At 65.1% G+C, this 25,522-nt stretch carries 39 protein-coding genes; 38 read left to right on the top strand and 1 reads right to left on the bottom strand.

Annotation, left to right across the window (positions count from 1 at the left end):
• The first annotated feature begins 9 nt into the window (after positions 1-9).
• The 22 genes from tuf to rpmD all read left to right on the top strand — a co-directional run bounded on the left by tuf (position 10) and on the right by rpmD (position 11,519).
• Positions 10-1,185 (top strand): elongation factor Tu, encoded by a 1,176-nt coding sequence (tuf, locus tag I7S92_RS19045; RefSeq protein ID WP_197647082.1) that lies wholly within the window; start codon positions 10-12, stop codon positions 1,183-1,185.
• Between the two features lie 117 nt (positions 1,186-1,302).
• Positions 1,303-1,611 carry a 30S ribosomal protein S10 gene (gene rpsJ / locus I7S92_RS19050; protein ID WP_023666234.1) on the top strand — a complete coding sequence of 103 codons (309 nt, stop codon included), beginning with the start codon at positions 1,303-1,305 and terminating at the stop codon, positions 1,609-1,611.
• A gap of 13 nt (positions 1,612-1,624) precedes the next feature.
• Positions 1,625-2,344, top strand: a complete 720-nt coding sequence (gene rplC, locus I7S92_RS19055; RefSeq protein WP_197647100.1) for a 50S ribosomal protein L3 — start codon at positions 1,625-1,627, stop codon at positions 2,342-2,344.
• On the top strand, positions 2,341-2,961 hold the full coding sequence (gene rplD, locus I7S92_RS19060) for a 50S ribosomal protein L4 (RefSeq protein ID WP_197647101.1): 621 nt from the start codon (positions 2,341-2,343) through the stop codon (positions 2,959-2,961). The genes rplC and rplD overlap by 4 nt, the downstream gene beginning before the upstream one ends.
• Positions 2,958-3,278: a 50S ribosomal protein L23 gene (locus I7S92_RS19065; protein WP_197647102.1), complete on the top strand. Its 321-nt coding sequence runs from the start codon at positions 2,958-2,960 to the stop codon at positions 3,276-3,278. Before rplD ends, I7S92_RS19065 begins: the two co-directional genes overlap by 4 nt.
• A gap of 115 nt (positions 3,279-3,393) precedes the next feature.
• Complete coding sequence (locus I7S92_RS19070) at positions 3,394-4,101, top strand: hypothetical protein (protein ID WP_197647103.1); 708 nt, start codon at positions 3,394-3,396, stop codon at positions 4,099-4,101.
• Between the two features lie 209 nt (positions 4,102-4,310).
• A complete protein-coding gene (gene rplB, locus I7S92_RS19075) occupies positions 4,311-5,150 on the top strand; it encodes a 50S ribosomal protein L2 (protein ID WP_197647104.1) in 840 nt (279 codons plus the stop codon).
• Positions 5,151-5,153: 3 nt separating this feature from the next.
• Positions 5,154-5,432, top strand: coding sequence for a 30S ribosomal protein S19 (gene rpsS, locus I7S92_RS19080; RefSeq protein ID WP_197647105.1), 279 nt, complete (start codon positions 5,154-5,156; stop codon positions 5,430-5,432).
• Positions 5,433-5,435: 3 nt separating this feature from the next.
• Positions 5,436-5,816, top strand: a complete 381-nt coding sequence (rplV, locus tag I7S92_RS19085; protein WP_197647106.1) for a 50S ribosomal protein L22 — start codon at positions 5,436-5,438, stop codon at positions 5,814-5,816.
• Positions 5,816-6,532: a 30S ribosomal protein S3 gene (gene rpsC / locus I7S92_RS19090; protein WP_197647107.1), complete on the top strand. Its 717-nt coding sequence runs from the start codon at positions 5,816-5,818 to the stop codon at positions 6,530-6,532. The genes rplV and rpsC overlap by 1 nt, the downstream gene beginning before the upstream one ends.
• Before the next feature lie 13 nt (positions 6,533-6,545).
• Entirely contained in the window at positions 6,546-6,959 is a 414-nt protein-coding gene (rplP, locus tag I7S92_RS19095) for a 50S ribosomal protein L16 (protein WP_197647108.1), read from the top strand.
• A 262-nt stretch (positions 6,960-7,221) separates the two neighbouring features.
• Positions 7,222-7,422 (top strand): 50S ribosomal protein L29, encoded by a 201-nt coding sequence (rpmC, locus tag I7S92_RS19100; RefSeq protein WP_197647109.1) that lies wholly within the window; start codon positions 7,222-7,224, stop codon positions 7,420-7,422.
• Positions 7,423-7,434: 12 nt separating this feature from the next.
• Positions 7,435-7,674: a 30S ribosomal protein S17 gene (gene rpsQ, locus I7S92_RS19105; protein WP_197647110.1), complete on the top strand. Its 240-nt coding sequence runs from the start codon at positions 7,435-7,437 to the stop codon at positions 7,672-7,674.
• A gap of 65 nt (positions 7,675-7,739) precedes the next feature.
• Positions 7,740-8,108 (top strand): 50S ribosomal protein L14, encoded by a 369-nt coding sequence (rplN, locus tag I7S92_RS19110; protein ID WP_013066055.1) that lies wholly within the window; start codon positions 7,740-7,742, stop codon positions 8,106-8,108.
• Complete coding sequence (gene rplX / locus I7S92_RS19115; protein WP_197647111.1) at positions 8,108-8,413, top strand: 50S ribosomal protein L24; 306 nt, start codon at positions 8,108-8,110, stop codon at positions 8,411-8,413. Before rplN ends, rplX begins: the two co-directional genes overlap by 1 nt.
• Positions 8,413-8,973 (top strand): 50S ribosomal protein L5, encoded by a 561-nt coding sequence (rplE, locus tag I7S92_RS19120; RefSeq protein ID WP_197647112.1) that lies wholly within the window; start codon positions 8,413-8,415, stop codon positions 8,971-8,973. Before rplX ends, rplE begins: the two co-directional genes overlap by 1 nt.
• Positions 8,974-8,991: 18 nt before the next feature.
• On the top strand, positions 8,992-9,297 hold the full coding sequence (rpsN, locus tag I7S92_RS19125; protein ID WP_197647113.1) for a 30S ribosomal protein S14: 306 nt from the start codon (positions 8,992-8,994) through the stop codon (positions 9,295-9,297).
• Between the two features lie 12 nt (positions 9,298-9,309).
• Positions 9,310-9,708 carry a 30S ribosomal protein S8 gene (rpsH, locus tag I7S92_RS19130; RefSeq protein ID WP_197647114.1) on the top strand — a complete coding sequence of 133 codons (399 nt, stop codon included), beginning with the start codon at positions 9,310-9,312 and terminating at the stop codon, positions 9,706-9,708.
• 10 nt (positions 9,709-9,718) lie between these two features.
• Positions 9,719-10,252, top strand: a complete 534-nt coding sequence (gene rplF, locus I7S92_RS19135; RefSeq protein WP_197647115.1) for a 50S ribosomal protein L6 — start codon at positions 9,719-9,721, stop codon at positions 10,250-10,252.
• Between the two features lie 11 nt (positions 10,253-10,263).
• A complete protein-coding gene (gene rplR, locus I7S92_RS19140) occupies positions 10,264-10,623 on the top strand; it encodes a 50S ribosomal protein L18 (RefSeq protein ID WP_197647116.1) in 360 nt (119 codons plus the stop codon).
• 108 nt (positions 10,624-10,731) lie between these two features.
• Complete coding sequence (rpsE, locus tag I7S92_RS19145) at positions 10,732-11,304, top strand: 30S ribosomal protein S5 (RefSeq protein WP_197647117.1); 573 nt, start codon at positions 10,732-10,734, stop codon at positions 11,302-11,304.
• Between the two features lie 2 nt (positions 11,305-11,306).
• Positions 11,307-11,519, top strand: coding sequence for a 50S ribosomal protein L30 (rpmD, locus tag I7S92_RS19150; RefSeq protein WP_197647118.1), 213 nt, complete (start codon positions 11,307-11,309; stop codon positions 11,517-11,519).
• A 215-nt stretch (positions 11,520-11,734) separates the two neighbouring features.
• Here rpmD and I7S92_RS19155 read toward each other — a convergent pair whose 3' ends face one another.
• A complete protein-coding gene (locus tag I7S92_RS19155; RefSeq protein ID WP_197647119.1) occupies positions 11,735-11,923 on the bottom strand; it encodes a helix-turn-helix transcriptional regulator in 189 nt (62 codons plus the stop codon).
• 138 nt (positions 11,924-12,061) lie between these two features.
• Here I7S92_RS19155 and I7S92_RS19160 point away from each other — a divergent pair, with 138 nt between their 5' ends.
• The 16 genes from I7S92_RS19160 (at position 12,062) to I7S92_RS19235 (ending at position 25,511) form a co-directional block, all read left to right on the top strand.
• Positions 12,062-12,502, top strand: a complete 441-nt coding sequence (locus tag I7S92_RS19160; RefSeq protein WP_197647120.1) for a GFA family protein — start codon at positions 12,062-12,064, stop codon at positions 12,500-12,502.
• Between the two features lie 218 nt (positions 12,503-12,720).
• Positions 12,721-13,200 carry a 50S ribosomal protein L15 gene (gene rplO / locus I7S92_RS19165; RefSeq protein ID WP_197647121.1) on the top strand — a complete coding sequence of 160 codons (480 nt, stop codon included), beginning with the start codon at positions 12,721-12,723 and terminating at the stop codon, positions 13,198-13,200.
• A gap of 101 nt (positions 13,201-13,301) precedes the next feature.
• Positions 13,302-14,669, top strand: coding sequence for a preprotein translocase subunit SecY (gene secY / locus I7S92_RS19170; protein WP_197647122.1), 1,368 nt, complete (start codon positions 13,302-13,304; stop codon positions 14,667-14,669).
• 3 nt (positions 14,670-14,672) lie between these two features.
• Positions 14,673-15,323 (top strand): adenylate kinase, encoded by a 651-nt coding sequence (locus tag I7S92_RS19175; RefSeq protein WP_197647123.1) that lies wholly within the window; start codon positions 14,673-14,675, stop codon positions 15,321-15,323.
• Positions 15,324-15,503: 180 nt separating this feature from the next.
• Positions 15,504-15,872, top strand: coding sequence for a 30S ribosomal protein S13 (gene rpsM / locus I7S92_RS19180; RefSeq protein WP_197647124.1), 369 nt, complete (start codon positions 15,504-15,506; stop codon positions 15,870-15,872).
• 13 nt (positions 15,873-15,885) lie between these two features.
• Positions 15,886-16,281, top strand: a complete 396-nt coding sequence (gene rpsK / locus I7S92_RS19185) for a 30S ribosomal protein S11 (RefSeq protein ID WP_197647125.1) — start codon at positions 15,886-15,888, stop codon at positions 16,279-16,281.
• A gap of 121 nt (positions 16,282-16,402) precedes the next feature.
• A complete protein-coding gene (locus I7S92_RS19190; RefSeq protein WP_197647126.1) occupies positions 16,403-17,419 on the top strand; it encodes a DNA-directed RNA polymerase subunit alpha in 1,017 nt (338 codons plus the stop codon).
• 152 nt (positions 17,420-17,571) lie between these two features.
• Positions 17,572-17,982, top strand: coding sequence for a 50S ribosomal protein L17 (gene rplQ / locus I7S92_RS19195; protein ID WP_197647127.1), 411 nt, complete (start codon positions 17,572-17,574; stop codon positions 17,980-17,982).
• A 190-nt stretch (positions 17,983-18,172) separates the two neighbouring features.
• Complete coding sequence (locus tag I7S92_RS19200) at positions 18,173-18,766, top strand: helix-turn-helix transcriptional regulator (protein WP_354001349.1); 594 nt, start codon at positions 18,173-18,175, stop codon at positions 18,764-18,766.
• Between the two features lie 51 nt (positions 18,767-18,817).
• A complete protein-coding gene (locus tag I7S92_RS19205) occupies positions 18,818-19,405 on the top strand; it encodes an acyl-homoserine-lactone synthase (protein WP_197647129.1) in 588 nt (195 codons plus the stop codon).
• Positions 19,406-19,560: 155 nt separating this feature from the next.
• Positions 19,561-20,871 (top strand): replication-associated recombination protein A, encoded by a 1,311-nt coding sequence (locus tag I7S92_RS19210; RefSeq protein WP_197647130.1) that lies wholly within the window; start codon positions 19,561-19,563, stop codon positions 20,869-20,871.
• Positions 20,872-21,383: 512 nt separating this feature from the next.
• Positions 21,384-22,229, top strand: coding sequence for a glycosyltransferase family 4 protein (locus I7S92_RS19215; protein WP_197647131.1), 846 nt, complete (start codon positions 21,384-21,386; stop codon positions 22,227-22,229).
• Between the two features lie 144 nt (positions 22,230-22,373).
• Positions 22,374-23,138 carry an SDR family NAD(P)-dependent oxidoreductase gene (locus tag I7S92_RS19220; RefSeq protein WP_197647132.1) on the top strand — a complete coding sequence of 255 codons (765 nt, stop codon included), beginning with the start codon at positions 22,374-22,376 and terminating at the stop codon, positions 23,136-23,138.
• Positions 23,135-24,049 carry a 2-dehydro-3-deoxygalactonokinase gene (locus I7S92_RS19225; protein ID WP_197647133.1) on the top strand — a complete coding sequence of 305 codons (915 nt, stop codon included), beginning with the start codon at positions 23,135-23,137 and terminating at the stop codon, positions 24,047-24,049. Before I7S92_RS19220 ends, I7S92_RS19225 begins: the two co-directional genes overlap by 4 nt.
• A complete protein-coding gene (locus I7S92_RS19230; protein ID WP_197647134.1) occupies positions 24,046-24,663 on the top strand; it encodes a 2-dehydro-3-deoxy-6-phosphogalactonate aldolase in 618 nt (205 codons plus the stop codon). The genes I7S92_RS19225 and I7S92_RS19230 overlap by 4 nt, the downstream gene beginning before the upstream one ends.
• Positions 24,660-25,511: an SMP-30/gluconolactonase/LRE family protein gene (locus tag I7S92_RS19235; protein ID WP_197647135.1), complete on the top strand. Its 852-nt coding sequence runs from the start codon at positions 24,660-24,662 to the stop codon at positions 25,509-25,511. The genes I7S92_RS19230 and I7S92_RS19235 overlap by 4 nt, the downstream gene beginning before the upstream one ends.
• Positions 25,512-25,522: the final 11 nt, after the last annotated feature.

The following is a 25,522-nucleotide window of genomic DNA, read 5'->3' on the forward strand; positions in this document are numbered from 1 at the left end:
GAAGCCATCATGGCGAAGGCAAAGTTTGAACGGACGAAACCGCACGTTAACATCGGGACGATCGGTCACGTCGACCATGGAAAGACGACGCTGACGGCGGCGATCACCAAGTATTTCGGCGACTTCAAGGGCTATGACCAGATCGACAACGCGCCGGAGGAGCGTGCGCGGGGGATCACGATCTCGACGACGCATGTTGAATACGAGACCGAGACCCGGCACTACGCGCACGTCGACTGCCCCGGCCACGCCGACTATGTGAAGAACATGATCACGGGTGCGGCGCAGATGGACGGCGCGATCCTGGTGGTGGCCTCGTCGGACGGGCCGATGCCGCAGACGCGCGAGCACATCCTGCTCGGCCGCCAGGTGGGCATCCCCTACATGGTGGTCTACATGAACAAGGTCGACCTTGTGGATGACGCCGAACTGCTGGAACTGGTGGAGATGGAAGTGCGCGAGCTTCTGTCGTCCTACGAATATCCCGGCGACGACATTCCGATCGTGAAGGGCTCGGCGCACCAGGCGCTGATCGGCGAGCGCAAGGACATCGGCGAGGATTCGATCCGCGCGCTCTTGAAGGCGGTTGACGAATACATCCCGACCCCGGCGCGTGCGGTGGACCAGCCGTTCCTGATGCCGATCGAGGACGTGTTCTCGATCTCGGGCCGCGGCACGGTGGTGACCGGCCGGGTCGAGCGTGGCGTGATCAACGTCGGCGACGAAGTCGAGATCGTCGGCATCCGCGACACCAAGAAGTCGGTCTGCACCGGCGTCGAGATGTTCCGCAAGCTGCTGGACCGGGGCGAGGCGGGCGACAACATCGGCGCGCTGCTGCGCGGCGTGGACCGTGACGGGGTGGAGCGCGGCCAGGTGCTGTGCAAGCCGGGCTCGGTGAAGCCGCACACCAAGTTCGAGGCCGAGGCCTATATCCTGACCAAGGAGGAAGGCGGGCGCCACACGCCGTTCTTCGCGAACTACCGTCCGCAGTTCTACTTCCGGACGACGGACGTGACCGGCACCGTGCAGCTGCCGGAAGGCACCGAGATGGTGATGCCGGGCGACAACCTGAAGTTCGAGGTCGAGCTGATCGCCCCGATCGCGATGGAAGAGAAACTGCGCTTCGCCATCCGCGAAGGCGGCCGCACCGTCGGCGCAGGCGTGGTGTCGAAGATCATCGCGTAAAGCGCCTCTTGCACTCTCGGGGGCCGGGCTGTAATAGCCCGGCCTTCGAACCAACGAAACAGAACCTCTTGGGTCGGCGAATCCCGCCCGCGCCAATGTTCTAAAAGGAAAAAACCGATGCAAGGTCAGACCATCCGCATCCGGCTCAAGGCGTTCGACTACCGCGTGCTGGACGCCAGCACCCAGGAAATCGTGAACACCGCCAAACGGACCGGCGCGCAAGTCCGCGGCCCGATCCCGCTGCCGAACAAGATCGAGAAATTCACGGTTCTCCGTGGTCCGCACATCGACAAGAAGTCGCGCGACCAGTGGGAAATCCGCACGCACAAGCGTCTTCTCGACATCGTCGACCCCACCCCGCAGACCGTGGACGCGCTGATGAAGCTCGACCTCGCCGCCGGCGTGGACGTCGAGATCAAAGTGTAAGGAGGGCAGACCCATGCGCTCTGGAGTTATCGCAAAGAAGCTGGGCATGACCCGGCTGTTCCTGGCCGACGGCAAGCAGGTTCCGGTGACGGTCCTGCAGCTCGACAGCCTTCAGGTCGTGGCGCAGCGCACCGCCGACAAGGATGGCTACACCGCCGTCCAGCTCGGCGCGGGCGTGGCCAAGGCCAAGCGGACCACCGCCGCTCAGCGCGGCCATTTCGCCAAGGCGAATGTCGCGCCGAAGCGCAAGATCGCGGAATTCCGCGTCTCGCCGGACTGCCTGATCGAGGTGGGCGCGGAAATCACTGCCGACCACTATCTCGCGGGCCAGTTCGTCGACGTCGCCGGCACCTCGATCGGCAAGGGCTTCGCCGGTGCGATGAAGCGACACAACTTCGGCGGCCTGCGCGCCAGCCACGGTGTGTCGGTCTCGCACCGCTCGCACGGCTCGACCGGCCAGTGCCAGGACCCCGGCAAGGTGTTCAAGGGCAAGAAGATGGCCGGCCACATGGGCGCCGTCCGCGTGACCACGCAGAACCTGCAGGTCGTCCGCACCGACGCCGACCGCGGCCTGATCATGATCAAGGGCGCTGTCCCCGGGTCGAAGGGCGGCTGGGTCACCATCAAGGACGCCGTGAAGAAGCCGGAAGCCAAGGACGCCCCGCGTCCCGCCGCGATCCGGTCCGCTCAGGCTCCGGCAGCAGAAGTCGCCGCCGAAGGGGGTGAAGCATGAAACTCGATGTGATCAAGCTCGACGGCGGCAAGGCCGGTTCGATTGACCTCGACGAGGCGCTGTTCGGTCTGGAACCGCGCGCCGACATCCTGCACCGGGTGGTGCGCTGGCAGCGGGCGCGTGCCCAGGCCGGCACCCATTCGACGCTGGGCAAGTCGGACGTCAGCTACTCGACCAAGAAGATCTATCGCCAGAAGGGCACCGGCGGCGCACGCCACGGCTCCAAGAAGGCCCCGATCTTCCGTCACGGTGGCGTCTACAAGGGCCCGCAGCCCCGCAGCCACGCCCATGACCTGCCGAAGAAGTTCCGCGCCCTCGGGCTGCGGCACGCGCTCTCGGCCAAGGCCAAGGCGGGCGAGCTGGTGATCCTGGACGCGGCGACCCTCGCCGATGCCAAGACCGCCCAGCTGGCCAAGATGAAGTCGGAACTCGGCTGGAAGCGCGTGTTGATCATCGACGGCGCCGCGGTCGATGCGAACTTCGCCCTGGCCGCCCGCAACCTGGAGGGCGTCGACGTCCTGCCGACCATCGGCGCAAACGTCTACGACATCCTCAAGCGTGATACCCTGGTCATCACCAAGGCCGGTATCGAAGCCCTGGAGGCTCGCCTGAAATGAGCAAAGCACCGAAAACCGCTGCGGCCCTGAAGCCGGAGCACTACGACCTGATCAAGAAGCCGGTCATCACCGAAAAGGCCACCATGGCCTCGGAGGCGGGTGCCGTCGTGTTCCAGGTCACGATGGACTCGACCAAGCCGCAGATCAAGGAAGCCGTCGAGGCGATCTTCGGCGTGAAGGTGAAGGCGGTGAACACCACCATCACCAAGGGCAAGGCCAAACGCTTCCGCGGCCGCGCAGGCGAGCGGTCGGACAAGAAGAAGGCCTATGTCATGCTGGAAGACGGTCAGACGATCGACGTGACGACCGGTCTTTGAGCCTCAGGCTTGAGTGAAATCAGAGAGCCCCTGCCGGAAGGCGGGGGCTTTTTCATTGAGCCCTCACATCAGTAGCATGATTGCAAGTGGGGAGCGTATGCCTTGAGCTTGCTTCGTGCTCACCGCAAAGAGGTCATGGTTTTGGGGGAATGCCAACCAGAGCGACCCGAGTAACAGAGCGACGGGCTTCATGCGCAAAGCAATTCTACTCATCATACTTGTCGGCCTTTGTATGGCTGGCTGCCGCAATCTGACGCAACGATCGGTCTCAGTACCGCTTGGTTCCTCGGGGTACGAATTGGTCTTCACCGTCGCTTGGGGGACCGGCATGGATCAACAGTTTACGTTGCAACGCAAAGGGGCGTCATTGTCCACAGCGTCCAGCCGTTGGATCGAAATCTTCGACAAACCGTACAACTCGGGCGCAACGCTCTATGTGAGCGACGATGGCACCACTTACTACCTTGGAGCTTTCTACACCTTGCTGACCATCGAGCCAGGTGAAGGCACATTGGAGACAACCTGCAATCAGGAAGCGCTTCCAAAGCGCACACCACTTGCCGAACTCCTTCTGGATAGCGAGTGGGATACGGATGAAAAGCTTGATCCGGGCGCGCCTCGGATAAACAGGTACATTCAAACCGATGAATCTAGTTCAGCGCTACCTGACCCTTTGCCTTCAAGGTATTATGAAGGTGTTCGATACATCGGGCGGTTTGGCGTAACGGATGACGACGGACGCGGCCGCGGTGCTGGAGTTGGATTTGCTCCTGCCACGCTCGCACCCGAGCCGAGGCTGGGACTAGAGTTCTCTTGCGGCTGACCCCGGAAGAATTTGCCCTCCTCCCCCCTTGCCACCCTCACCCCCCTCTGCTACTCCCGCGCCACGCCACAAGCCCCGGATTCGTCCGGGGCTCTTGGTTTGTTCGTTCCCGATGCAGCCGCAGACGGAGCAAGCACCTAATCGGGGATCTTCGGAGCCCTTCACCGCCTAGCCTTCGGGCCAAGGCAAGCAAACGGAAGACAGGAAACATGGCACTCAAGTCGTATAAACCGACGACGCCTGGCCAGCGCGGGCTGGTTCTGATCGACCGTTCGGAGCTGTGGAAAGGCCGCCCGGTCAAGCACCTCACCGAGGGTTTGAACCGTTCTGGCGGCCGGAACAACACCGGACGTATCACGATGTGGCACCAGGGCGGGGGCGCGAAGCGTCTTTACCGGGTGGTCGATTTCAAGCGTCGCAAATTCGATGTCCCGGCCACGGTCGAGCGGATCGAATATGACCCGAACCGCACCGCCTTCATCGCGCTGATCAAGTATCAGGACGGTGAACTCGCCTACATTCTCGCGCCGCAGCGCCTCGCCGTCGGCGACAGCGTCATCGCGGGCGCGAAGACCGACGTGAAGCCCGGCAACGCGATGCCCTTCTCGGGGATGCCGATCGGCACGATCGTCCACAACGTCGAGCTGAAGCCCGGCAAGGGCGGCCAGCTGGCCCGTGCGGCGGGCACCTATGCCCAGTTCGTCGGCCGTGACGGCTCCTACGCGCAGATCCGCCTCTCCTCGGGCGAACTTCGCATGGTCCGCCAGGAATGCATGGCCACCATCGGTGCCGTGTCGAACCCCGACAACTCGAACCAGAACTTCGGGAAAGCCGGCCGCATGCGGCACAAGGGCATCCGCCCGACTGTCCGCGGCGTCGCGATGAACCCGATCGACCACCCGCATGGCGGCGGCGAAGGCCGCACCTCGGGCGGCCGTCACCCGGTCACCCCTTGGGGCAAGGGCACCAAGGGCAACCGGACCCGCAAGCCGAAGACGTCGGATTCGCTGATCGTCCGCTCGCGTCACGCCAAGAAGAAAGGGCGTTAATCCATGGCACGTTCCATCTGGAAAGGCCCGTTCGTCGACGGCTACGTCCTGAAGAAGGCCGAGAAGGCCAAGGCGGGCGGCAAGGCCGAAGTGATCAAGATCTGGTCGCGTCGCTCCACCATCCTGCCGCAGTTCGTCGGCCTGACCTTCGCGGTCTACAACGGCAAGAAGCACATCCCGGTCGCCGTGACCGAGGAGATGATCGGCCAGAAGTTCGGTGAATATTCGCCGACCCGGACCTATTACGGTCACGCCGCCGACAAGAAAGCGAAGAGGAAGTAAGCCATGGGATCGGAAAAGAACCCCCGTCGCGTGGCGGACAACGAGGCGATGGCGGTGCTCCGCATGCTTCGCACCTCGCCGCAGAAACTGAACCTCGTCGCGGGGATGATCCGTGGCAAGAAGGTGGACAAGGCCCTGGCCGACCTCACCTTCTCCAAGCGCCGCATCGCGGGCGACGTGAAGAAGTGCCTGCAGTCGGCGATCGCCAACGCGGAAAACAACCACAACCTCGACGTGGATAGCCTCGTCGTGGCGGAAGCCTGGGTCGGCAAGAACCTGGTGATGAAGCGGGGCCGTCCGCGGGCGCGCGGCCGGTTCGGCAAGATCATGAAGCCGTTCTCTGAAATCACCATCAAGGTCCGCCAAGCCGGGGAGTCCGCATAATGGGTCAGAAGGTCAATCCGATCGGCATGCGCCTTCAGGTCAACCGCACCTGGGACAGCCGCTGGTTCGCCGAGTCGAAGGACTATGGCAACCTGCTGCTGGAAGACCTCAAGATGCGCGAGTTCATCCACAAGGAACTCAAGCAGGCGGGCATCAGCCGCGTGATCATCGAGCGTCCGCACAAGAAGTGCCGGGTGACGATCCACACCGCGCGTCCGGGCGTGATCATCGGCAAGAAAGGCGCCGATATCGAGACCCTGCGCAAGAAGCTGTCGGCTTTCACCAAGTCGGAACTGCACCTCAACATCGTCGAAGTGCGGAAACCCGAACTGGACGCCCAGCTGGTGGCCGAATCGATCGCCCAGCAGATGGAACGCCGCGTCTCCTTCCGTCGCGCGATGAAGCGCGGCGTGCAGAACGCGATGCGCATGGGTGCCCTCGGCATCCGGGTCAACGTGTCGGGCCGCCTCGGCGGCGCCGAGATCGCCCGGACCGAATGGTACCGCGAGGGCCGCGTGCCGCTGCACACGCTGCGCGCCGACATCGACTATGCGCTGTCCGAAGCCGAAACCCCGTACGGGATCATCGGCGTCAAGGTCTGGATCTTCAAGGGCGAAATCCTTGAGCATGATCCGCAGGCCCATGACCGCCGCCTGGCCGAAGCTGCCGACGGCCCGGCCCCCCGTGGCCCGCGTCGCGACCGCGAACGCGCCTGAGGAGTAAACGAAGATGCTGCAACCCAAGCGCACCAAGTATCGCAAGATGCACAAGGGCCGCATCCATGGCGAAGCCAAGGGTGGGTTCCTGATCAACTTCGGCTCCTTCGCCCTCAAGGCGACCGAGCCCGAGCGCGTCACCGCGCGGCAGATCGAGGCGGCCCGCCGCGCGATCACCCGCCACATGAAGCGTCAGGGCCGGGTCTGGATCCGGATCTTCCCGGACGTTCCGGTCTCGTCGAAGCCTGTCGAAGTCCGCATGGGCTCGGGCAAGGGCTCGACCGACTACTGGGCCTGCAAGGTCAAGCCCGGCCGGATCATGTTCGAGATCGACGGCGTGAACGACGAGATCGCGCGTGAGGCCCTGCGCCTCGGCGCGATGAAGCTCCCGGTCACGACCCGCATCGTCGCGAAGGAAGACTGGTAAGGATCGGTGCGCTGTAGCGCACCCTACGATAGCGGCCCCCGCTGGAAACGGCGGGGGTCTTCATTTGTATGGGTAGGGTGCGCTACAGCGCACCATCCGACACCTGCCACATTACCCCTTGCCCCGCACCCCCTTCCCCTGTAGAGGAACGCATCCGCGATTCCGGGGCGACTCGGCGTCGGCGGTCAGTCATTGATCCGCCAGGTCCTCGGTGACCCTTTCCGAAGGGGCCGACTGGCGATTGTGAGAAGGAAAGACCGGCATGAAAGCCGAAGAACTGCGTTCGAAGACGCCGGACCAGCTGCGCGACAGCCTGGTTCAGCTGAAGAAGGAAGCCTTCAACCTGCGCTTCCAGCAAGCGACCAACCAGCTTGAGAACACCGCCCGCATGCGTGCCGTCCGCCGCGACGTTGCCCGCATCAAGACCGTTCTCGGCCAAAAAGCCGCTGACGCTGCGAAGTAAGGGGAGAGAGCAATGCCCAAACGTATCCTGCAAGGTACCGTCACCTCGGACAAGAACGAGCAGACGATCACCGTTCTCGTGGAACGCCGCTTCAAGCATCCGCTGCTGCAGAAGACCGTCCGCAAGTCGAAGAAATACCGCGCCCATGACGCGGAGAACAAGTTCAAGGTCGGCGACGTGGTCCGCATCGAGGAATGCGCCCCGATCTCGAAAACGAAACGCTGGACCGTGGTGACTGAAGCTTCGGCTTGAGCTCGCCAGGGTCCCGAACGAAACCCCAGGGCGGAAGACGTCCCTGAAGGTCGGGAGACTGACAAATGATCCAGATGCAGACGAATCTGGATGTCGCTGACAACTCCGGCGCGCGCCGGGTGCAGTGCATCAAGGTTCTTGGCGGTTCGCACCGCCGTTATGCTTCCGTGGGCGACATCATCGTGGTGTCGGTCAAGGAGGCGATTCCGAAGGGCCGCGTGAAGAAGGGCGACGTCCGCAAGGCCGTCGTCGTGCGCACCGCCAAGGAAGTCCGCCGTGAAGACGGCACCGCGATCCGCTTCGACCGCAACGCCGCCGTCATCCTGAACAACCAGGGCGAGCCGGTCGGCACCCGTATCTTCGGGCCGGTCGTGCGCGAGCTGCGGGCCAAGAACTTCATGAAGATCATCTCGCTGGCGCCGGAGGTGCTCTGATGGCTGCGAAGCTCAAGAAGGGTGACACGGTCGTCGTGCTCACCGGCAAGGACAAGGGCAAGAAGGGCGAGATTTCCGCCGTCCTGCCGTCCGAGAACAAGGCCATCGTCGATGGCGTGAACATCGCGATCCGCCACACCAAGCAGTCGGCGGCCTCGCAGGGCGGCCGTCAGCCGAAGGCGATGCCGATCGACCTGTCGAACCTCGCGATCGTGGACAGCAAGGGCAATCCCACCCGCGTCGGCTTCCGCATGGATGGCGACAAGAAGGTGCGTTTCGCCAAGACCACCGGGGAGGCGATCTGATGCTGGACGCTGCTCAATACACTCCGCGCCTGAAGGCCGAATACAAGGCCAAGATCCGCGCGGCGATGAAGTCGGAATTCGGCTACAAGAACGACATGCAGATCCCGCGTCTGGACAAGATCGTCCTGAACATGGGCGTCGGCGAGGCGGTCAAGGACACCAAGAAGGTCAAGCAGGCCTCCGAGGAACTGGGCCAGATCGCCGGTCAGAAGGCTGTCATCACCAAGGCCAAGAAGTCGATCGCCGGCTTCCGCGTCCGTGAGGAGATGCCGCTGGGCTGCAAGGTCACCCTCCGTGGCGACCGGATGTACGAATTCCTCGACCGGCTCATCAACGTGGCTCTGCCCCGCGTCCGCGACTTCCGCGGTGTGAAAGGCACCAGCTTCGACGGTCGCGGCAACTATGCCATGGGCCTGAAAGAGCACATCGTGTTCCCCGAGATCAACTTCGACAAGGTCGACGAGGTTCTGGGGATGGACATCATCATCTGCACCACCGCGAACTCCGACGCGGAAGCCAAGGCGCTGTTGAAGCATTTCAACATGCCCTTCACGTCGTAAGCGCGAGGAACCTGAAATATGGCAAAGAAATCCATGGTGAACCGCGAAGTGAAGCGGGCGAAGCTGGTGAAGCAGCATGCTTCCAAGCGCGCCGGCCTCAAGGCGGTGATCAACGACCAGTCGAAGCCGATGGAAGAGCGTTTCAAGGCGACTCTGAAACTGGCCGAGATGCCCCGCAACTCGTCGGCGACGCGGATCCACAACCGCTGCCAGCTGACGGGCCGTCCGCATGCGTTCTACCGCAAGCTCAAACTCTCGCGCATCATGCTGCGTGACCTGGCCTCGTTCGGCCAGATCCCCGGCATGGTCAAGTCCAGCTGGTAAGGGAGGAATCAGATGTCCATGAACGATCCTCTCGGCGATATGCTGACCCGTATCCGCAACGCCCAGATGCGCGGCAAGTCCACTGTCGTGACCCCCGCATCCACGCTGCGCGCCCGCGTCCTGGAAGTGCTGCTGTCCGAAGGCTACATCCGTGGCTGGGAGAAGGCGGACACCGCCAACGGCCAGGGCGAATTCACCATCAGCCTGAAGTACTACGAAGGCGAGCCCGTGATCCGCGAACTCAAGCGCGTCTCGAAGCCCGGCCGTCGCGTGTACATGGGCGTGAGCGAGCTTCCCTCGGTCCGCAACGGCCTTGGCGTCGCCATCGTCTCCACGCCCAAGGGTGTTCTGTCGGATGCAAATGCACGCGCTGCCAACGTCGGCGGCGAAGTGCTTTGCACCGTGTTCTGAGGAGGGTTCCATGTCTCGTATCGGCAAGAAACCCGTCACCCTGGTCAAAGGCACCTCCGCCTCGATCAGCGGCCAGACCATCGAAGTGAAGGGCCCGAAAGGGACCCGTTCCTTCACCGCAGGCGACGACGTCACCCTCACCATCGAAGGCGATGCCGTGAAGGTCACCCCGCGCGGACTCTCCAAGCGCGCCCGCGCGCAGTGGGGCATGACCCGTTCCATGATCGAGAACCTGGTGACTGGCGTCAGCACCGGCTTCAAGAAGGAAATGGAAATCCAGGGCGTCGGCTACCGTGCGGCGATGCAGGGCAATGTCCTGAAGCTGTCGGTCGGCCATTCGCATGACGTGAACTTCGAAGCGCCGAAGGGGGTGACCATCACCGTCCCGAAGCAGACCGAGATCATCGTCGAAGGCATCGACCAGCAACTCGTCGGCCAGGTGGCGGCGAACATCCGCGAGTGGAAGCAGCCCGAGCCCTACAAGGGCAAGGGGATCCGCTACAAGGGTGAATTCGTCTTCCGCAAGGAAGGCAAGAAGAAGTAAGGGTGGCGAAAATGGCTTTGAACAAGAGAGAGCTGTTCCTCAAGCGCCGCCTGCGCGTCCGGAACAAGATCAAGGCGACCTCGCATGGTCGCCTGCGCCTGTCGGTGCACCGTTCCTCGAAGAACATCAGCGTCCAGCTGATCGACGACGTGAAGGGTATCACCATCGCGGCGGCCTCCTCGCTCGAGAAGGATCTCGGCGTGGTCGGCAAGAACAACCTGGAAGCTTCGGCCAAGGTCGGCGCGGCGATTGCCGAGCGGGCCAAGAAGGCTGGCGTCGAAGAGTGCTACTTCGACCGCGGCGGCTTCCTGTTCCACGGCAAGATCAAGGCGCTTGCCGACGCGGCCCGCGAAGGCGGTCTGAAGTTCTGATACCGGCGGGCAGCGGCAACGCTGCCCCGATGATCCGGGTCCCCCGTCGCGGGGGACACCAGGATCGGCTTTAACGGCGCGCAGTCGCCACCACGAAGGAAGTGCCATATGGCAGAACGTGAGAACCGCCGCGAGCGTCGTGACGACCGTCGCGACAACCGCCCGGAAGAAACCCCGGAATTCGCCGACCGTCTGGTCGCGATCAACCGCGTCTCGAAAACCGTCAAGGGTGGCAAGCGCTTCGGCTTTGCGGCTCTGGTGGTCGTCGGCGACCAGCGCGGTCGCGTCGGCTTCGGCAAGGGCAAGGCCAAGGAAGTGCCGGAAGCGATCCGCAAGGCCACCGAACAGGCCAAGCGCTCGATGATCCGCGTGGCGCTCAAGGACAGCCGCACGCTGCACCACGACATGGAAGGCCGCCACGGCGCCGGCAAGGTCGTGATGCGCACCGCCGTGGCCGGGACCGGCATCATCGCCGGCGGCCCGATGCGCGCCGTGTTCGAGATGCTGGGCGTCCAGGACGTCGTCGCCAAGTCGATCGGCAGCCAGAATCCCTACAACATGATCCGCGCCACCATCGACGGGCTGAAGCACGAGACTTCGCCCCGTTCGGTCGCGTCGCGCCGTGGCAAGAAGGTTGCGGAAATCCTCCGCAAGCCCGAAGCCGAAACCGTGGAGGCCTGAGCATGGCTGCCAAGAAATCTGACGCCACGAAGAAGACCATCGTCGTGAAGCAGGTCCGCTCCGCCGCCCGCCGTCCGGCCGTGCAGACCGCAACCCTGAAGGGCCTCGGCCTGAACAAGCTGAACCGCACCCGCGAGCTGGAGGACACCCCTTCCGTCCGCGGCATGGTGAACGCGATCAGCCACCTGGTCGAGATCATCGAAGAACGCGGCTGACGTAGCGTGGGCATATTGCCCACCCTACGCCCGCTCCGCCCGGTAGGGTGGGCAATATGCCCACCATCCGTTAATAATCATACGCCCCCGCGGAAACGCGGGGGTTCTTCATTTTTCCAAGTTGGTGGCACTACTGAAGGCTGCTTCTTATCGACGGAAGGAAACGGTTCGCGTCTCCTTCCGCAAGATCCGGGCACATTCGGCCAACCCACCCCTCACGCCACATCCCGGGCCACGGCAATCGCCGTCAGCGTATCCACCGATCCCCGTGACTTCCCCGTCTCGATGTCCTGCAACTGCACCCGGTGCAGGTCCGCCCGGCGGGCAAGCTTGGCCCGGGTCAGGCAGCGCCACTCCCGGATCACTCTGACCGGATCCTCGCACGCGCACTTTGGTCCGCGCATGGGGTCGCTCTCCCGAAGCTGGATCTCGCCACGCCCATGTCGCAAAATCTTACCCTGCGTCATTCTGCGGTGCTACGCTTCTCCCAACGACTCAACCCTGACCCGGCAAGGCAGGGGGTCGTCCAAGGGAGGAAACCCATGACCACGCATTATGCCGGCGGCTGCGAGCACGTCCATGTGACCGCCACGGCCGAGCCGATCGACAACCACGAATGTCACTGCAACGTCTGCAAGTCGGTGACGGGCCAGCACACCACCCATGTCGCCTTCTTCAACCATGGCGACATCCAGGTCGACCACCCCGAGAAGATCAAGCGCGTGCCCTTCAACAAGGACAACCCGGACGGTCCCTTGGAGATCTGCCTCTGCACCGACTGCGGCGCGGTGCTGATGCTCGACGACAAGCAGGGCCGCATCCGCGTCGCGGTGCCGAACGTGATGGGCTACGACGACGCCAAGTTCCCCAAGGCCACCTACCATGCCTTCTGGGACGAGACGAAGGGCTATCCGGCCCCGCAGGACGGCCGCCCGGTCTATTCCGGCCTCCAGCCCAGCTTCGTCTGGCCGAAAGGCGCGTGACCACCCGGTTCCAAAGGTTAAGTCCACACTAACGCGGCTTGCCAACCCATTGGAATCGTGCACTCCGAAAGGCTGTCCACGCGTGGACGGCCTTTCCCTTGCCAAGCGCCCTGCCTTCCTGTAAGGCCCCCCGGTGGCCAAGTCCGGCCATGAGAATCAAGAAAAGCCGTGGTCGCCCCGTTCTCGCTTCGGGGGCGTTTCCGGCAAGGAGAAGCGACATGAAACTGCACGAACTCGCCGACAACGAAGGCGCGGCGAAGAAGAAGAAGCGCGTTGCGCGCGGCCCGGGCTCGGGCAAGGGCAAGACCGCAGGCCGGGGTATCAAGGGCCAGTCGTCCCGCTCGGGCGTGGCGCTGGGTGGCTACGAAGGCGGCCAGATGCCGCTCTACCGCCGCCTGCCGAAGCGCGGCTTCACCAAGCCGAACAAGCTGCACTATTCGGTGGTCAACCTGGGCCTGATCGAGAAGTTCATCGCCGCGGGCAAGCTGGACGCCAAGGAAGAGATCACCGAGGACGCGCTGGTCGCGGCCGGTGTCACCTCGAACAAGCGCGACGGCATCCGCGTGCTGGCCAAGGGTGAGCTGACGTCGAAGGTCACCCTGACCGTCACCGGCGCCTCGGCCTCGGCCGTGGAAGCGGTGGAAAAGGCCGGCGGCAAGGTCACGCTCCTGGCACCCGTGGCGGCTGCGGCTGAATAAGCATTGTGAGCGGCCGAAAGGTCGCTTACACCACACCAAGTTTTCCCGCGCCGCCGAACCGGAGAACGGTCCGGCGGCGCTTGGCTTGAAAGAGACCTGACATGGCATCTGCTGCAGAGCAAATGGCGGCGAACCTCAGCTGGGGCATGCTCGGCAAGGCGACCGACCTGCGCCAACGCATCTTCTTCACGGTCGGCCTTCTGATCGTCTACCGGCTGGGCACCTATATTCCCGTCCCCGGCATCGACGGCCAGGCCCTGCGTGAGTTCATGCAGCAGGCCGGGCAGGGAATCGGCGGCATGCTGAACCTGTTCACCGGCGGCGCGATCAGCCGGATGGGGATCTTCGCCCTGGGCATCATGCCCTATATCTCGGCCTCGATCATCGTGCAGCTTCTGGCCACGATGTACGGCCCCTGGCAGCAGCTCAAGAAAGAGGGCGAGCAGGGCCGCAAGAAGCTCAACCAGTACACCCGCTACGGCACCGTGGCGCTGGCGATCCTGCAGGGCTACGGCATCGCCATGTCGATCCAGGGCGGCGGCCTCGCGCATGAGCCGGGCTGGTTCTTCGTCGCCTCCTGCGTCATCACCCTGGTCGGCGGCACGATGTTCCTGATGTGGCTGGGCGAGCAGATCACCGCCCGCGGCATCGGCAACGGCATCAGCCTGATCATCTTCGTCGGCATCGTCGCCGAGATCCCCGCCGCCATCGCGCAATTCCTGGCGCAGGGCCGGTCGGGCGCGATCTCGACCCCGGTGATCCTGGGCGTGATCGTGATGGTCGTCGCCGTAATCGCCTTCGTCGTCTTCATGGAGCGCGCGCTGCGCAAGATCTCGATCCTGTATCCGCGCCGCCAGGTCGGGATGAAGGTCTATGAGGGCGGCTCGTCGCACCTGCCGATCAAGGTCAATCCGGCCGGCGTGATCCCGGCGATCTTCGCCTCGTCGATCCTCTTGCTGCCGACCACGGTTTCCACCTTCTCGGGCGGCGGGACCAATCCGGTCATGTCCTGGCTTTCGGCGAACCTCGGCTACGGCCAGCCGCTGCACCTTGTGTTCCTGTCGGCGATGATCGTCTTCTTCACCTATTTCTACACGCTGAACGTCAGCTTCAAGGTCGACGAGGTCGCCGAGAACCTGAAGAACCAGAGCGCCTCCGTCCCCGGCATCCGTCCCGGCAAGAAGACCGAGGAATATCTGGAATATGTCGTCAACCGCATCCTCGTGCTCGGCGCGGGCTACCTGGCCGCCGTCTGCCTCCTGCCCGAGGTCCTGATCTCGCGCGTGGGGCTGCCCTTCTACTTCGGCGGCACTTCGGTGCTGATCGTGGTCTCGGTCACGATGGACACGATCCAGCAGGTCCAGTCGCATCTTCTGGCCCACCAATACGAGGCGCTGATCGAGAAGTCGCAGCTGCGCGGCCGCAAGAAACCGGGCGCCAAGGCCGCCAAGCCCCCGGCGCGGCGCTGATCCATGGCGAACATCATTCTTCTCGGACCGCCCGGAGCGGGCAAGGGCACTCAGGCCAAGCGGCTGGAAGAGACGCGCGGCATGGTGCAGCTCTCGACCGGCGACATGCTGAAGGATGCGATCGCCAGGGGCACCGAGCTTGGCCGCCGGGTCGAGGGGATCATGGCCCGGGGCGAGCTGGTGACGGACGAGATCGTCATCGGCCTGATCGAGGACCGGATGAAGGGCGGCGCCAGGGGGGGCTTCATCTTCGACGGCTTCCCGCGCACGTTGAAACAGGCCGATGCCCTGGCCGGGCTGATGACCCGGATGGGCTCGACGCTGGACCGGGTGATCGAGATGCAGGTCGATGACGCGGCGCTTGTCGCGCGGATCACCGGCCGCTTCACCTGCGGCAACTGCGGCGCGGTCTATCACGACGTGACCCGGCCGACGAAGGTTGCGGGCGTCTGCGACGTCTGCGGCTCGACCGACCTGAAGCGGCGGGCCGACGACAACGAGGATACGCTGAAGACCCGGCTGATGGAATATTACAAGAAGACCTCACCGCTGATCGGCTATTACTATGCCAAGGGGCAGCTTTCCGCCGTCGACGGCCTGGCCGAGGTGGATGCGGTCGCCGATGCCATCGCATCGGTTCTTGACAAGAGCTGAGAAACTTGCCCCGCGGCCTTGACGGCCCCGGCAAAAGCCCCTAATGCACGGCGTCCCGCGGTGGAATCGCCTTGCGGGCCTTCCTTTATGGAAGTTCGTATCGCCGGGTGAACAGCCCGTGCGGTGTTGTGAAAAAAGGTTCTGGCGCTACGGAACCGCAACCGAAGAAGGACGACACGTTTGGCACGTATTGCTGGCGTCAACATTCCGACCGCGAAACGGGTTCCGATCGCGCTCACCTACATCACCGGAATCGGTCCGCAGACCGCCGAAACCATCTGCGAGGCGCTGAACATCGACCGCGCTCGCCGCGTGAACCAACTGACCGACGCCGAAGTTCTCGCGATCCGCGAATACATCGACGCCAACCTGACGGTCGAGGGCGACCTGCGCCGCGAAGTCACGATGAACATCAAGCGTCTGATGGACCTGGGCTGCTACCGTGGCCTGCGCCACCGCAAGGGCCTGCCGGTCCGCGGCCAGCGCACCCATACCAACGCCCGCACCCGCAAAGGCCCCGCGAAGGCCATTGCCGGCAAGAAGAAATAAGGGGGTCTGACCAATGGCACGTGATACCAAGACCGCCCGCACGAAGAAAAAAGAACGCAAGAACATCGCCGCCGGCGTGGCGCATGTGAACTCGTCGTTCAACAACACCAAGATCCTGATCTCGGACGTCCAGGGCAATGCGATCTCGTGGTCGTCCTCGGGCACCATGGGCTTCAAGGGCTCGCGCAAGTCGACCCCCTATGCCGCCCAGATGGCCGCCGAGGATGCCGGCAAGAAGGCGCAGGAACATGGCGTCCGCACGCTGGAAGTCGAAGTGCAGGGCCCCGGCTCGGGCCGTGAATCGGCTCTGCGCGCGCTGGCTGCGGTGGGCTTCCAGATCACCTCGATCCGCGACGTGACCCCGCTGGCGCACAACGGCTGCCGCCCGCCGAAGCGTCGCCGCGTCTAAGACATTGATTTCCGCCGGGCCGTGGGGAGCTGTCTCCCTGCGGCCCGGTTTTCGTCGTTTACGATCCTCGGGCGTCCGCCGGCTTCGGACATCGGCAGCGGACAAGAATAGGGGCTTCAGAATGATCCACAAGAACTGGCAGGAACTCATCAAGCCGACGCAGCTGGTCGTGAAGCCGGGGGCCGATGCCGCCCGCGTCGCGACCGTCATCGCCGAGCCCCTGGAGCGCGGCTTCGGCCTGACGCTGGGCAACGCGCTGCGCCGCGTGCTGATGTCGTCCCTGCAGGGCGGCGCGATCACCTCCGTCCAGATCGACAACGTGCTGCATGAGTTCTCCTCGGTTGCGGGCGTGCGCGAGGACGTGACGGACATCGTCCTGAACCTGAAGGGCGTCAGCCTGAAGATGGAAGTCGAGGGGCCGAAGCGCCTGTCGATCTCGGCCAAGGGGCCGGGCGTGGTGACCGCGGGCGACATTTCCGAATCCAACGGTATCGAGGTCCTGAACAAGGACCACGTGATCTGCCACCTGGACGAAGGCGCCGACGTGTTCATGGAGCTGACCGTGAACACCGGCAAGGGCTATGTCTCGGCCGACAAGAACCGCCCCGAGGATGCGCCGATCGGCCTGATCCCGATCGACGCGATCTATTCGCCGGTGAAGAAGGTCTCGTATGAAGTCACGCCCACCCGCGAGGGCCAGGTGCTGGACTACGACAAGCTGACGATGAAGGTCGAGACCGACGGCAGCCTGACCCCGGACGACGCCGTGGCCTATGCCGCGCGCATCCTGCAGGACCAGCTGTCGATCTTCGTCAACTTCGAGGAGCCCGAATCCGCCAAGGCCGGCGAGATCGACAGTGGGCTGGAGTTCAACCCGCTGCTCCTGAAGAAGGTGGACGAGCTGGAGCTTTCGGTCCGCTCGGCCAACTGCCTGAAGAACGACAACATCGTCTACATCGGCGACCTGATCCAGAAGACCGAGGCGGAAATGCTCCGCACCCCGAACTTCGGCCGCAAGTCGCTGAACGAGATCAAGGAAGTGCTCTCGGGCATGGGCCTGCATCTCGGCATGGATGTCGAGGACTGGCCGCCGGAGAACATCGAGGACCTCGCCAAGCGGTTCGAGGACCAGTTCTAAGGGTCGGGGCAGGCCCCGACCTACGTCGGCCGGGGCCTGCCCCGGCCTGCAAAATGCCCGGACCGCCGGGGAAACCATGGGCAATCCCGCCCCAACGACGCCGGTCCAACGCAGGCCGGCAACACAAAGCAAAACGACGTCAGGAGACCATCATGCGTCACGCCCGCGGCTACCGCCGTCTGAACCGTACCCACGAACACCGCAAGGCGCTGTTCGCCAACATGACCGGCTCGCTGATCGAGCACGAGCAGATCAAGACCACCCTGCCCAAGGCCAAGGAACTGCGCCCGATCATCGAGAAGCTGATCACTCTGGCCAAGCGCGGCGACCTGCACGCCCGCCGTCAGGCCGCGGCCCAGCTGAAGCAGGACCAGTATGTCGAGCGCCTGTTCGCCATCCTCGGCCCGCGCTACAAGGACCGCCAGGGCGGTTATGTCCGCATCCTGAAGGCCGGTTTCCGTTATGGCGACATGGCCCCGATGGCGATCATCGAGTTTGTCGATCGCGACACCTCGGCCAAGGGCGCTGCCGATCGCGCGCGTGAGGAAGCCGCCGAGGGCTGATCCGACTGCACGGCTTGTGCCAAAGTCAGCAGGCCCGCCGAACCGGCGGGCCTTTGCAATTTTCCCACGATGTCCAACCGTTTGCAGGGATTGACAGAAGTCCCTTGAACTTGGCCGGCGAGGCCCCAAGATCAATCTCAAGTAGAGAATCGCCGGAAGACACCCCATCTCGATGTCACAGGTAAAGCGGTTGGCTGAACTGTATGAAGAGTTGAACAAGCTGGCGCCCGATGGGTATGCGGTCGGTCTGCACATCCGTTTTGCCACGCCCCTTGTGTATCACAGCCGCTATCCCGCCAAATGGGTCGAATACTACAACAACAATTCCTTCTATCTGCGGGATCCCCTGGTGTTCTGGGGAATAGGCACGACGGGCACCAGCCGGTGGAGCGATATCCCGCTGCCCGATCCTTTCGGCCTGCTGAAGAAGGCCGCCACCTACGGCATGAAATATGGTGCGGTATCTTCCTACGGCCCGATAACCTCACGCTCGATGGCAGGGATCACCTCCTCGACGCGTGAGTTCACCGTCGGAGAGATGGAGGCCCTGGCCGATATCACCGCGCGCCTGCACATCGCGGCGAAACCTCCGTCGGAACTGACCAAAGCACAGATCGAGGCGTTGCAATGCATCGCAAATGGGGACCGTCATTCTGCTGCCGCAGCCAAACTGGGTATTTCGGAAAGCGCGCTCAAGGCGCGGCTCAACTCGGCGCGTATCCGGCTTGAGGCGCGCACCACCTCCGAAGCGGTGAGAAAGGCGCGAGAGTATCGCATGCTCTAGGCGCCCACGGTTTCCCTCTGACAGGTTCCACGAGCCCAGAAGGAGACGACCATGGAAGTCACTACGCTTTCCTACGAAAACCTGCACAACCACGGCGAGTTGTTTGCGAACATGTTTCGCGCAAGGCACCGCGCTTTCATCCAGCAGAACAAGTGGGACCTGCCCCAGGCGAACGGGATGGAGTTCGACCAGTACGACACTCCGGCAAGCCGCTGGCTGGCCGTGCATGACAACGGCGAGGTCCTGGCGGGCATCCGCCTGACCCCGACAACCCACCGCTGCGGGATCTATTCCTACATGATCCGCGACGCGCAGCTCGGCCTGCTGGAGACCATTCCGTCCAACCTCCTCGACATGCCGGCGCCGGTGGCCCCGCATATCTGGGAATCCAGCCGTGTCTTCGTCTCGGAAACGGTGCCGGCCAGCCTGCGCCTGCGCGTCCAGCTGCAGCTCCGCCAGGAGATGGTGGCCGCCGCGCGCGACCTGGGCGCCTCGATGGTGCTGGGGCTGATCCCCGAAGCCTCGCGGAGGATCGGCCGCCGGGTGGGGCTGGAATGTGAACCGGCTGGCCCGATCCTGAACTTCGACGGCCTGGATTGCGTCTGCGTGACGATCAGCATGGCGGCCAAGCTGCATTAGGCGGGTGCGGGGACGATCCCGGGGCTGCCGCGCCAACGGGGAACCCGACCTTCGCCGGATATCGGGGCGCGCCGCGCCCCCGCGGCCCGGGGCCTGTCGTGCCCTGGGCCATAACGCCGCTTTTCCTTGGCCGCCAGCTTGCCTAGATTGCGGCCATGGCCGATCTGTTCGACACGCCCCACCCTGCAAAAGACAGCGGCCCGCGCCCCTTGGCCGACCGGCTGCGGCCGAAGTCGCTGGCCGAGGTGATCGGGCAGGAAAAGATCCTCTCGCGCGAGGGGCCGCTCGGCGCGATGCTGGCGGCGGGATCGCTGTCCTCGCTGGTCCTCTGGGGGCCGCCGGGGGTGGGCAAGACCACCATCGCGCGCCTGCTCGCGGCCGAGACCGACCTGCATTTCGTCCAGATCAGCGCGATCTTCACCGGCGTGCCCGAGTTGCGCAAGGTGTTCGAGGCGGCCCGGCTGCGGCGCCAGAACGGGCAGGGGACGCTGCTCTTCGTCGACGAGATCCACCGTTTCAACAAGGCGCAGCAGGACGGCTTCCTGCCGCATATGGAGGACGGGACGATCCTCCTGGTCGGGGCGACAACCGAGAACCCCAGCTTCGAGCTGAACGCGGCGCTTCTGTCGCGGGCCCAGGTCATCGTGCTGGAGCGGCTGTCGCTTGCCGACCTGGAGCGCCTGGCGCAGCGGGCAGAGAAAGAGCTTGGCCGCGCCCTGCCGCTGAAGGGCGAGGCGCGCGAGGCGATGCTGGAGATGGCGGACGGCGACGGCCGGGCGCTTCTGAACCTGATCGAGCAGGTCGCGGCCTGGAAGGTCGAAGGCTCGCTCTCCCGCGATCAGCTGGCGCAGCGCCTGATGCGGCGGGCGGCGAAATACGACAAGTCCGGGGACGAGCACTACAACCTGATCAGCGCCCTGCACAAATCCATCCGCGGATCCGACCCGGACGCCGCGCTGTACTGGTTCGCCCGGATGCTGGAGGGCGGCGAGGACCCCCGCTTCCTGGCCCGCCGCCTGACCCGCATGGCGGTCGAGGACATCGGCTTGGCCGATCCGCAGGCCGAGGCGGTGTGCCTGGACGGCTGGCAGACCTATGAGCGCCTGGGCAGCCCCGAGGGCGAGCTTGCGCTGGCGCAGGCCGTGGTCTACCTCGCCCTCGCGCCCAAGTCGAATGCCGTCTACACCGCCTACAAGGCCGCCCGCGCGGCGGCGCGCGAGACCGGCAGCCTGATGCCGCCCAAGCATATCCTCAACGCCCCCACCCGGATGATGAAGGAGCATGGCTATGGCGCGGGCTATGCCTATGACCACGACGCCGAGGACGGCTTTTCGGGGCAGAACTACTTTCCCGAAAGCATGAAACGCCCGGTCTGGTACCTGCCTCCCGAACGCGGCTTCGAGCGGGAACTGAAGAAACGCGCCGAGTATTTCGCGAAGCTCCGGGCGAAACGGCAAGGGGGATAGGTGCCGGGCGGCGGATGGGCTCCGGTCCCCAGGCCACTTGACCTGCTGCGGGAAGTGGACGACCCTCGTTTCCGCCCGTTCTGGTGAGTGAGAGCATGAAGATTCTGCTTGTTGCGCAGAATGCATCTTCCCGTTTCGGCGGAGAGGCGTTCCTGCCTCTCAAATACTTCCAGCTTCTGCGTCAGCGCGGCCATGAGGTGCGCCTGATTGCGCATCAGAGAAACCGGGACGATCTGCAAGAAACCCTCGGCGATGAAATCCGGTTCGTGCATTTCATTCCCGACACGGGATGGCACCGGGCAATCTGGCGAATTGGGCAGCACCTGCCCGCCCGGGGATTCAAGCCGATTGTCGAAATCGCCATGGGATTTGTGAATGAACATTTCCAGAAGCGTATCATCCGTTCGCTTGTCGCGGAGGGAAAGGCAGACATAATCCACCAGCCGATCCCGGTTTCTCCGCGCGCGCCGTCCGCGATATACGGTTTCGGCATTCCGGTCGTGATCGGCCCGATGAACGGAAACATGAGCTTTCCGGACGGATACGAGGATTACCAGCCGTCTTGGGAACGCCGGATGATCGGGTTCAGCCGCCTCTTCGCCGGTTTGGCGAACCGGATCATTCCGGGAAAGGCGCGGGCCGCGGCGCTTCTGGTCGCCAATGAGCGGACCAGAAGAGGATTGCCCGTCGCGAGCCATCCCAGGGTGATCAGCCTGGTCGAGAACGGAGTCGATTTCTCGGTCTGGAAAGGGGCCTTGCGGCGACCGGAAGGCGACAATGCTTTCCGCCTGGTATTCATGGGGCGCCTGGTCGGACTGAAGGCGGTGGACCTGACACTGGAAGCCATGGCGCTGACGCGGAAATCCGGGGTCGATGTGCGCCTGGATGTCCTGGGCGAGGGGCCCGAAACGGAAAGGCTTCAGGCCCTTGCGAAGGCCCTGGATCTGCAGGATGTGGTGACCTTCCACGGTTTCCTGCCGCAATCCGAATGTGCCGCGAGGATGGCGCGGGCCGATGCCCTGGTCCTCAATTCCCTGCGCGAATGCGGAGGGGCGGTCGTGTTGGAGGCGATGGGTCTCGGACTTCCGGTCATTGCCGCGGATTGGGGCGGTCCGGCCGATTATCTCGACCCCTCCTGCGGGTTTCTGGTTCCTCCGGTGCCACGCTCGACCTTCGTGCCAAGGCTGGCCGAAGCGATGCAGAGGCTGGCAGACGACCCGGAGCTTGCCGGGCGAATGGGGGCGCTCGGGGCGGCGAAGGTCCGGGCCGAATACGACTGGGAGAAGAAGATCGACCGGATGCTGCAGATCTACCAGGACCAGCTCGGACCGGCATCCGGGGCGGGTCGGGCGCAGTGAGGCCGATCCGCTGGCCGGGGCAGGGTGGAGCACGGGAACCCTCGCCCGGATTCCGGGTTCTTCTTGACGCTGGCTGGCCAAGGGGTGATGACTCCCGATGCCGGTAGCCTGGCCCGTCGACCGGGCCGCCCGAGGACGAAAGCGATGACCGATCCCGTCTTTCCCGATCTGAAGCACCAGTCCGTCTTCATCACCGGCGGCGGGTCGGGCATCGGTGCAGCCCTGACCGAGGCCTTCCTGCGCCAGGGGGCGAAGGTCGCCTTCTGCCAACGGTCCGATGCGACGCCCTTCTGCGACGCGATGGAGAAGGCCACGGGGAACCGCCCGCTGTTCCTGCCCTGCGACATCGCCCGGACCGACCAGTTGCAGCTGACGCTCTCCACCGCCGCAAAGGCGAACGGGCCGATCACCGTGCTGGTGAACAACGCCGCCAACGACCGGCGGCACGAGACGCTGGCGACCGATCCGGCCTTCTGGGACTGGTCGATGGCGGTCAACCTGCGGTCCTATTTCTTCGCCTGCCAGGCGGTCATTCCGGGGATGCAGGCGGCGGGCGGGGGCAGCATCGTCAACTTCTCCTCGATCAGCTTCATGATGGCCGACAAGGGCTATGCCGCCTATATCGCCGCCAATGCCGGCATCGTCGGCCTGACCCGGACGCTGGCGCGCGAGTTCGGGCCGGATCGCATCCGCGTCAACGCGATCGCGCCGGGCTGGGTGCTGACCGAACGGCAGAAGGAGCACTGGGTCACGCCCGAGGGGCTGGCCGCGCACCTGTCGCGCCAGTGCCTGCCCGACCCGATCCAGCCCGGGGATATGGCCGGCGCGGTGCTCTTCCTCGCCTCGAACGCCTCGCGCGTGATGACCTCGCAGACGCTGATCCTTGATGGGGGGTATATTTCCGCATGACCGGACCGTTCCAACCCGCCTGGATTGCCGTTGACTGGGGGACCTCGAACCTGCGCGCCTGGGCGATGGCGGCGGATGGCTGCGTGCTGGCCGAGACCGGCTCGGACGAGGGGATGGGTCGCCTGACGCCGGGCGAGTTCGAGCCCGCGCTTCTGCGCCTGATCTCGCCCTGGCTGGAGGGGCGGCCGCCGGTCGTCGCCTGCGGCATGGTCGGCGCCCGCCAGGGCTGGCGCGAGGCCCCCTATCGCAAGGTTCCCTGCGCGCCCCTCGACCCCGCGGCGATGATCCTGGCCCCGACGACCGATCCCCGCCTGCATGTCTCCATCGCGCCGGGACTGATGCAGGCCCGGCCCGCCGACGTGATGCGCGGCGAGGAGACCCAGATCGCCGGGGCGCTGCGGCTGATGCCGGACTACGACGGCGTGATCTGCCTGCCCGGCACCCATTCCAAATGGGCCCATGTCAGCGCGGGCGAGGTGGTCAGCTTCCAGACCTTCATGACCGGCGAGATCTTCGCGCTCCTCTCCGAAGCTTCGGTCCTGCGCCACGGCATGCAGGGCGGCGGCTGGGATGAGGAGGCGTTCGACAGCTCGGTCTCGGACGCGCTGTCCCGCCCGGAACGGCTTGCGGCGCGGCTCTTCTCGCTGCGGGCCGAAGGGCTGGTGGCCGAGCTTGCACCGGGCACCGCGCGGGCCAGGCTCTCGGGTCTCCTGATCGGGGCCGAGCTGGCCGCCGCCCGGCCCTACTGGCTGGGCCAGCGCGTCACCCTGATCGGCTCCGCCGCGCTGGCCGCCGCCTATGCCCGCGCCCTGGCCGTGCAGGGGGTGGAAGCCGCCCATCTCGCCGCCGCCGATTGCACGCTTGCGGGCCTGGCCGCGCTTGCCCCCCGGACCGAGGCCACCTCGCCATGACTCACCCCGTGACCCATCGCAACCTCATCGCCATCCTGCGCGGCATCACCCCGGCCGAGGCCCCCGCCGCCGCACAGGCGCTGGCACGGGCCGGGATCACCCGGATCGAGGTCCCGCTGAATTCGCCCGATCCCTTCGCCTCGATCGCCGCCATGGTCGCCGCCACCGAGGACGCCGAGATCGGTGCCGGCACCGTCCTGACGATCGACGAGGTCTCCCAGGTGAAGGCCGCGGGCGGCAGCCTCGTCGTCTCGCCGAACTGCGACCCCGAGGTGATCCGGGCCACCCGCGCGCTCGGCATGGCAAGCTGGCCCGGCGTGATGACTCCCACCGAATGTTTCGCGGCGATCCGGGCCGGGGCCAGCGGCCTGAAGCTTTTCCCCGGCAGCCTGATCGGGCCCGAGGGGCTGAAGGCGCTGCGCGCGGTCCTGCCGAAGGACCTGCCGGTCTATGCCGTCGGCGGCGCGGGACCGGCGAACTTCGCCGACTGGGCCCGCGCCGGGGCGGAGGGTTTCGGCATCGGCACCGCGCTTTACACCCCCGGCCTCCCGACTGCGGAAATCGCCGGCCGCGCGGCGACGATCGTGGCCGCCTTCGACGCGGTGTTCGCATGATCTACGATGCGCGCCCCTGCGAACTGGGAGAAGGCGCGCTCTGGCATCCCTTGCGCGAAGAGCTGTTCTGGTTCGACATCCTGAACCGGACGCTGCATTCCCGGGCGCAAAGCTGGAGCTTCCCCGAACTGGTCTCGGCCGCAGGCTGGATCGGCCGGGACGAGCTCCTGATCGCCTCGGAGACCGGCCTGTTCCGCTTTCACCTCGGCAGCGGCACGCGCAGCCCGGTTGCGGCGGCAGGCACCGCCGCGACCCGCTCGAACGACGGCCGCGCCGACCGGCAGGGCGGCTTCTGGTTCGGCACCATGGGCCGGAAGGCGGAAAAGGGCTCGGGCGCGGTCTGGCGCTGGCGTGACGGCGCATTGCGCCGGCTGTTCCAGGGGATCACCATCCCCAACTCGATCTGCTTCACCGCGGACGGCAGGGCGGCGCATTTCTCGGACACCGCCACCGGCCAGGTGATGAAGGTGGCGCTGGACGCGGCGGGCTGGCCGCAGGGAGAGCCGGAGGCCTGGCTGGACCTCGACCGGGCGGGTCTGAATCCCGACGGGGCGGTGATCGACGCCGAGGGACGGTTCTGGAACGCGCAATGGGGCGCGGGCCGCGTCGCCTGCTATACCCCGGACGGCCGCTTCCTGCAGGCGGTGGAAACGCCGGATGCCGCGCAATCCTCCTGCCCGGCCTTCGGTGGCCCCGACCTTTCCACGCTCTTCGTCACCACGGCGCTGGAGAACATGAGCGCCGAGGCGCGGGCAAGGCATCCGGCCTCGGGCCAGGTCTTCGCCTTCCCCGCCGTCGCCCGCGGCTTGCCCGAACCGCAGGTCCTGATGCCCGGCCAGGGTGGGTGAAGCACCCACCC

The organism is Tabrizicola soli, from assembly GCF_015999335.1.
In the GTDB taxonomy this organism is placed as follows: Bacteria; Pseudomonadota; Alphaproteobacteria; order Rhodobacterales; family Rhodobacteraceae; genus Tabrizicola; species Tabrizicola soli.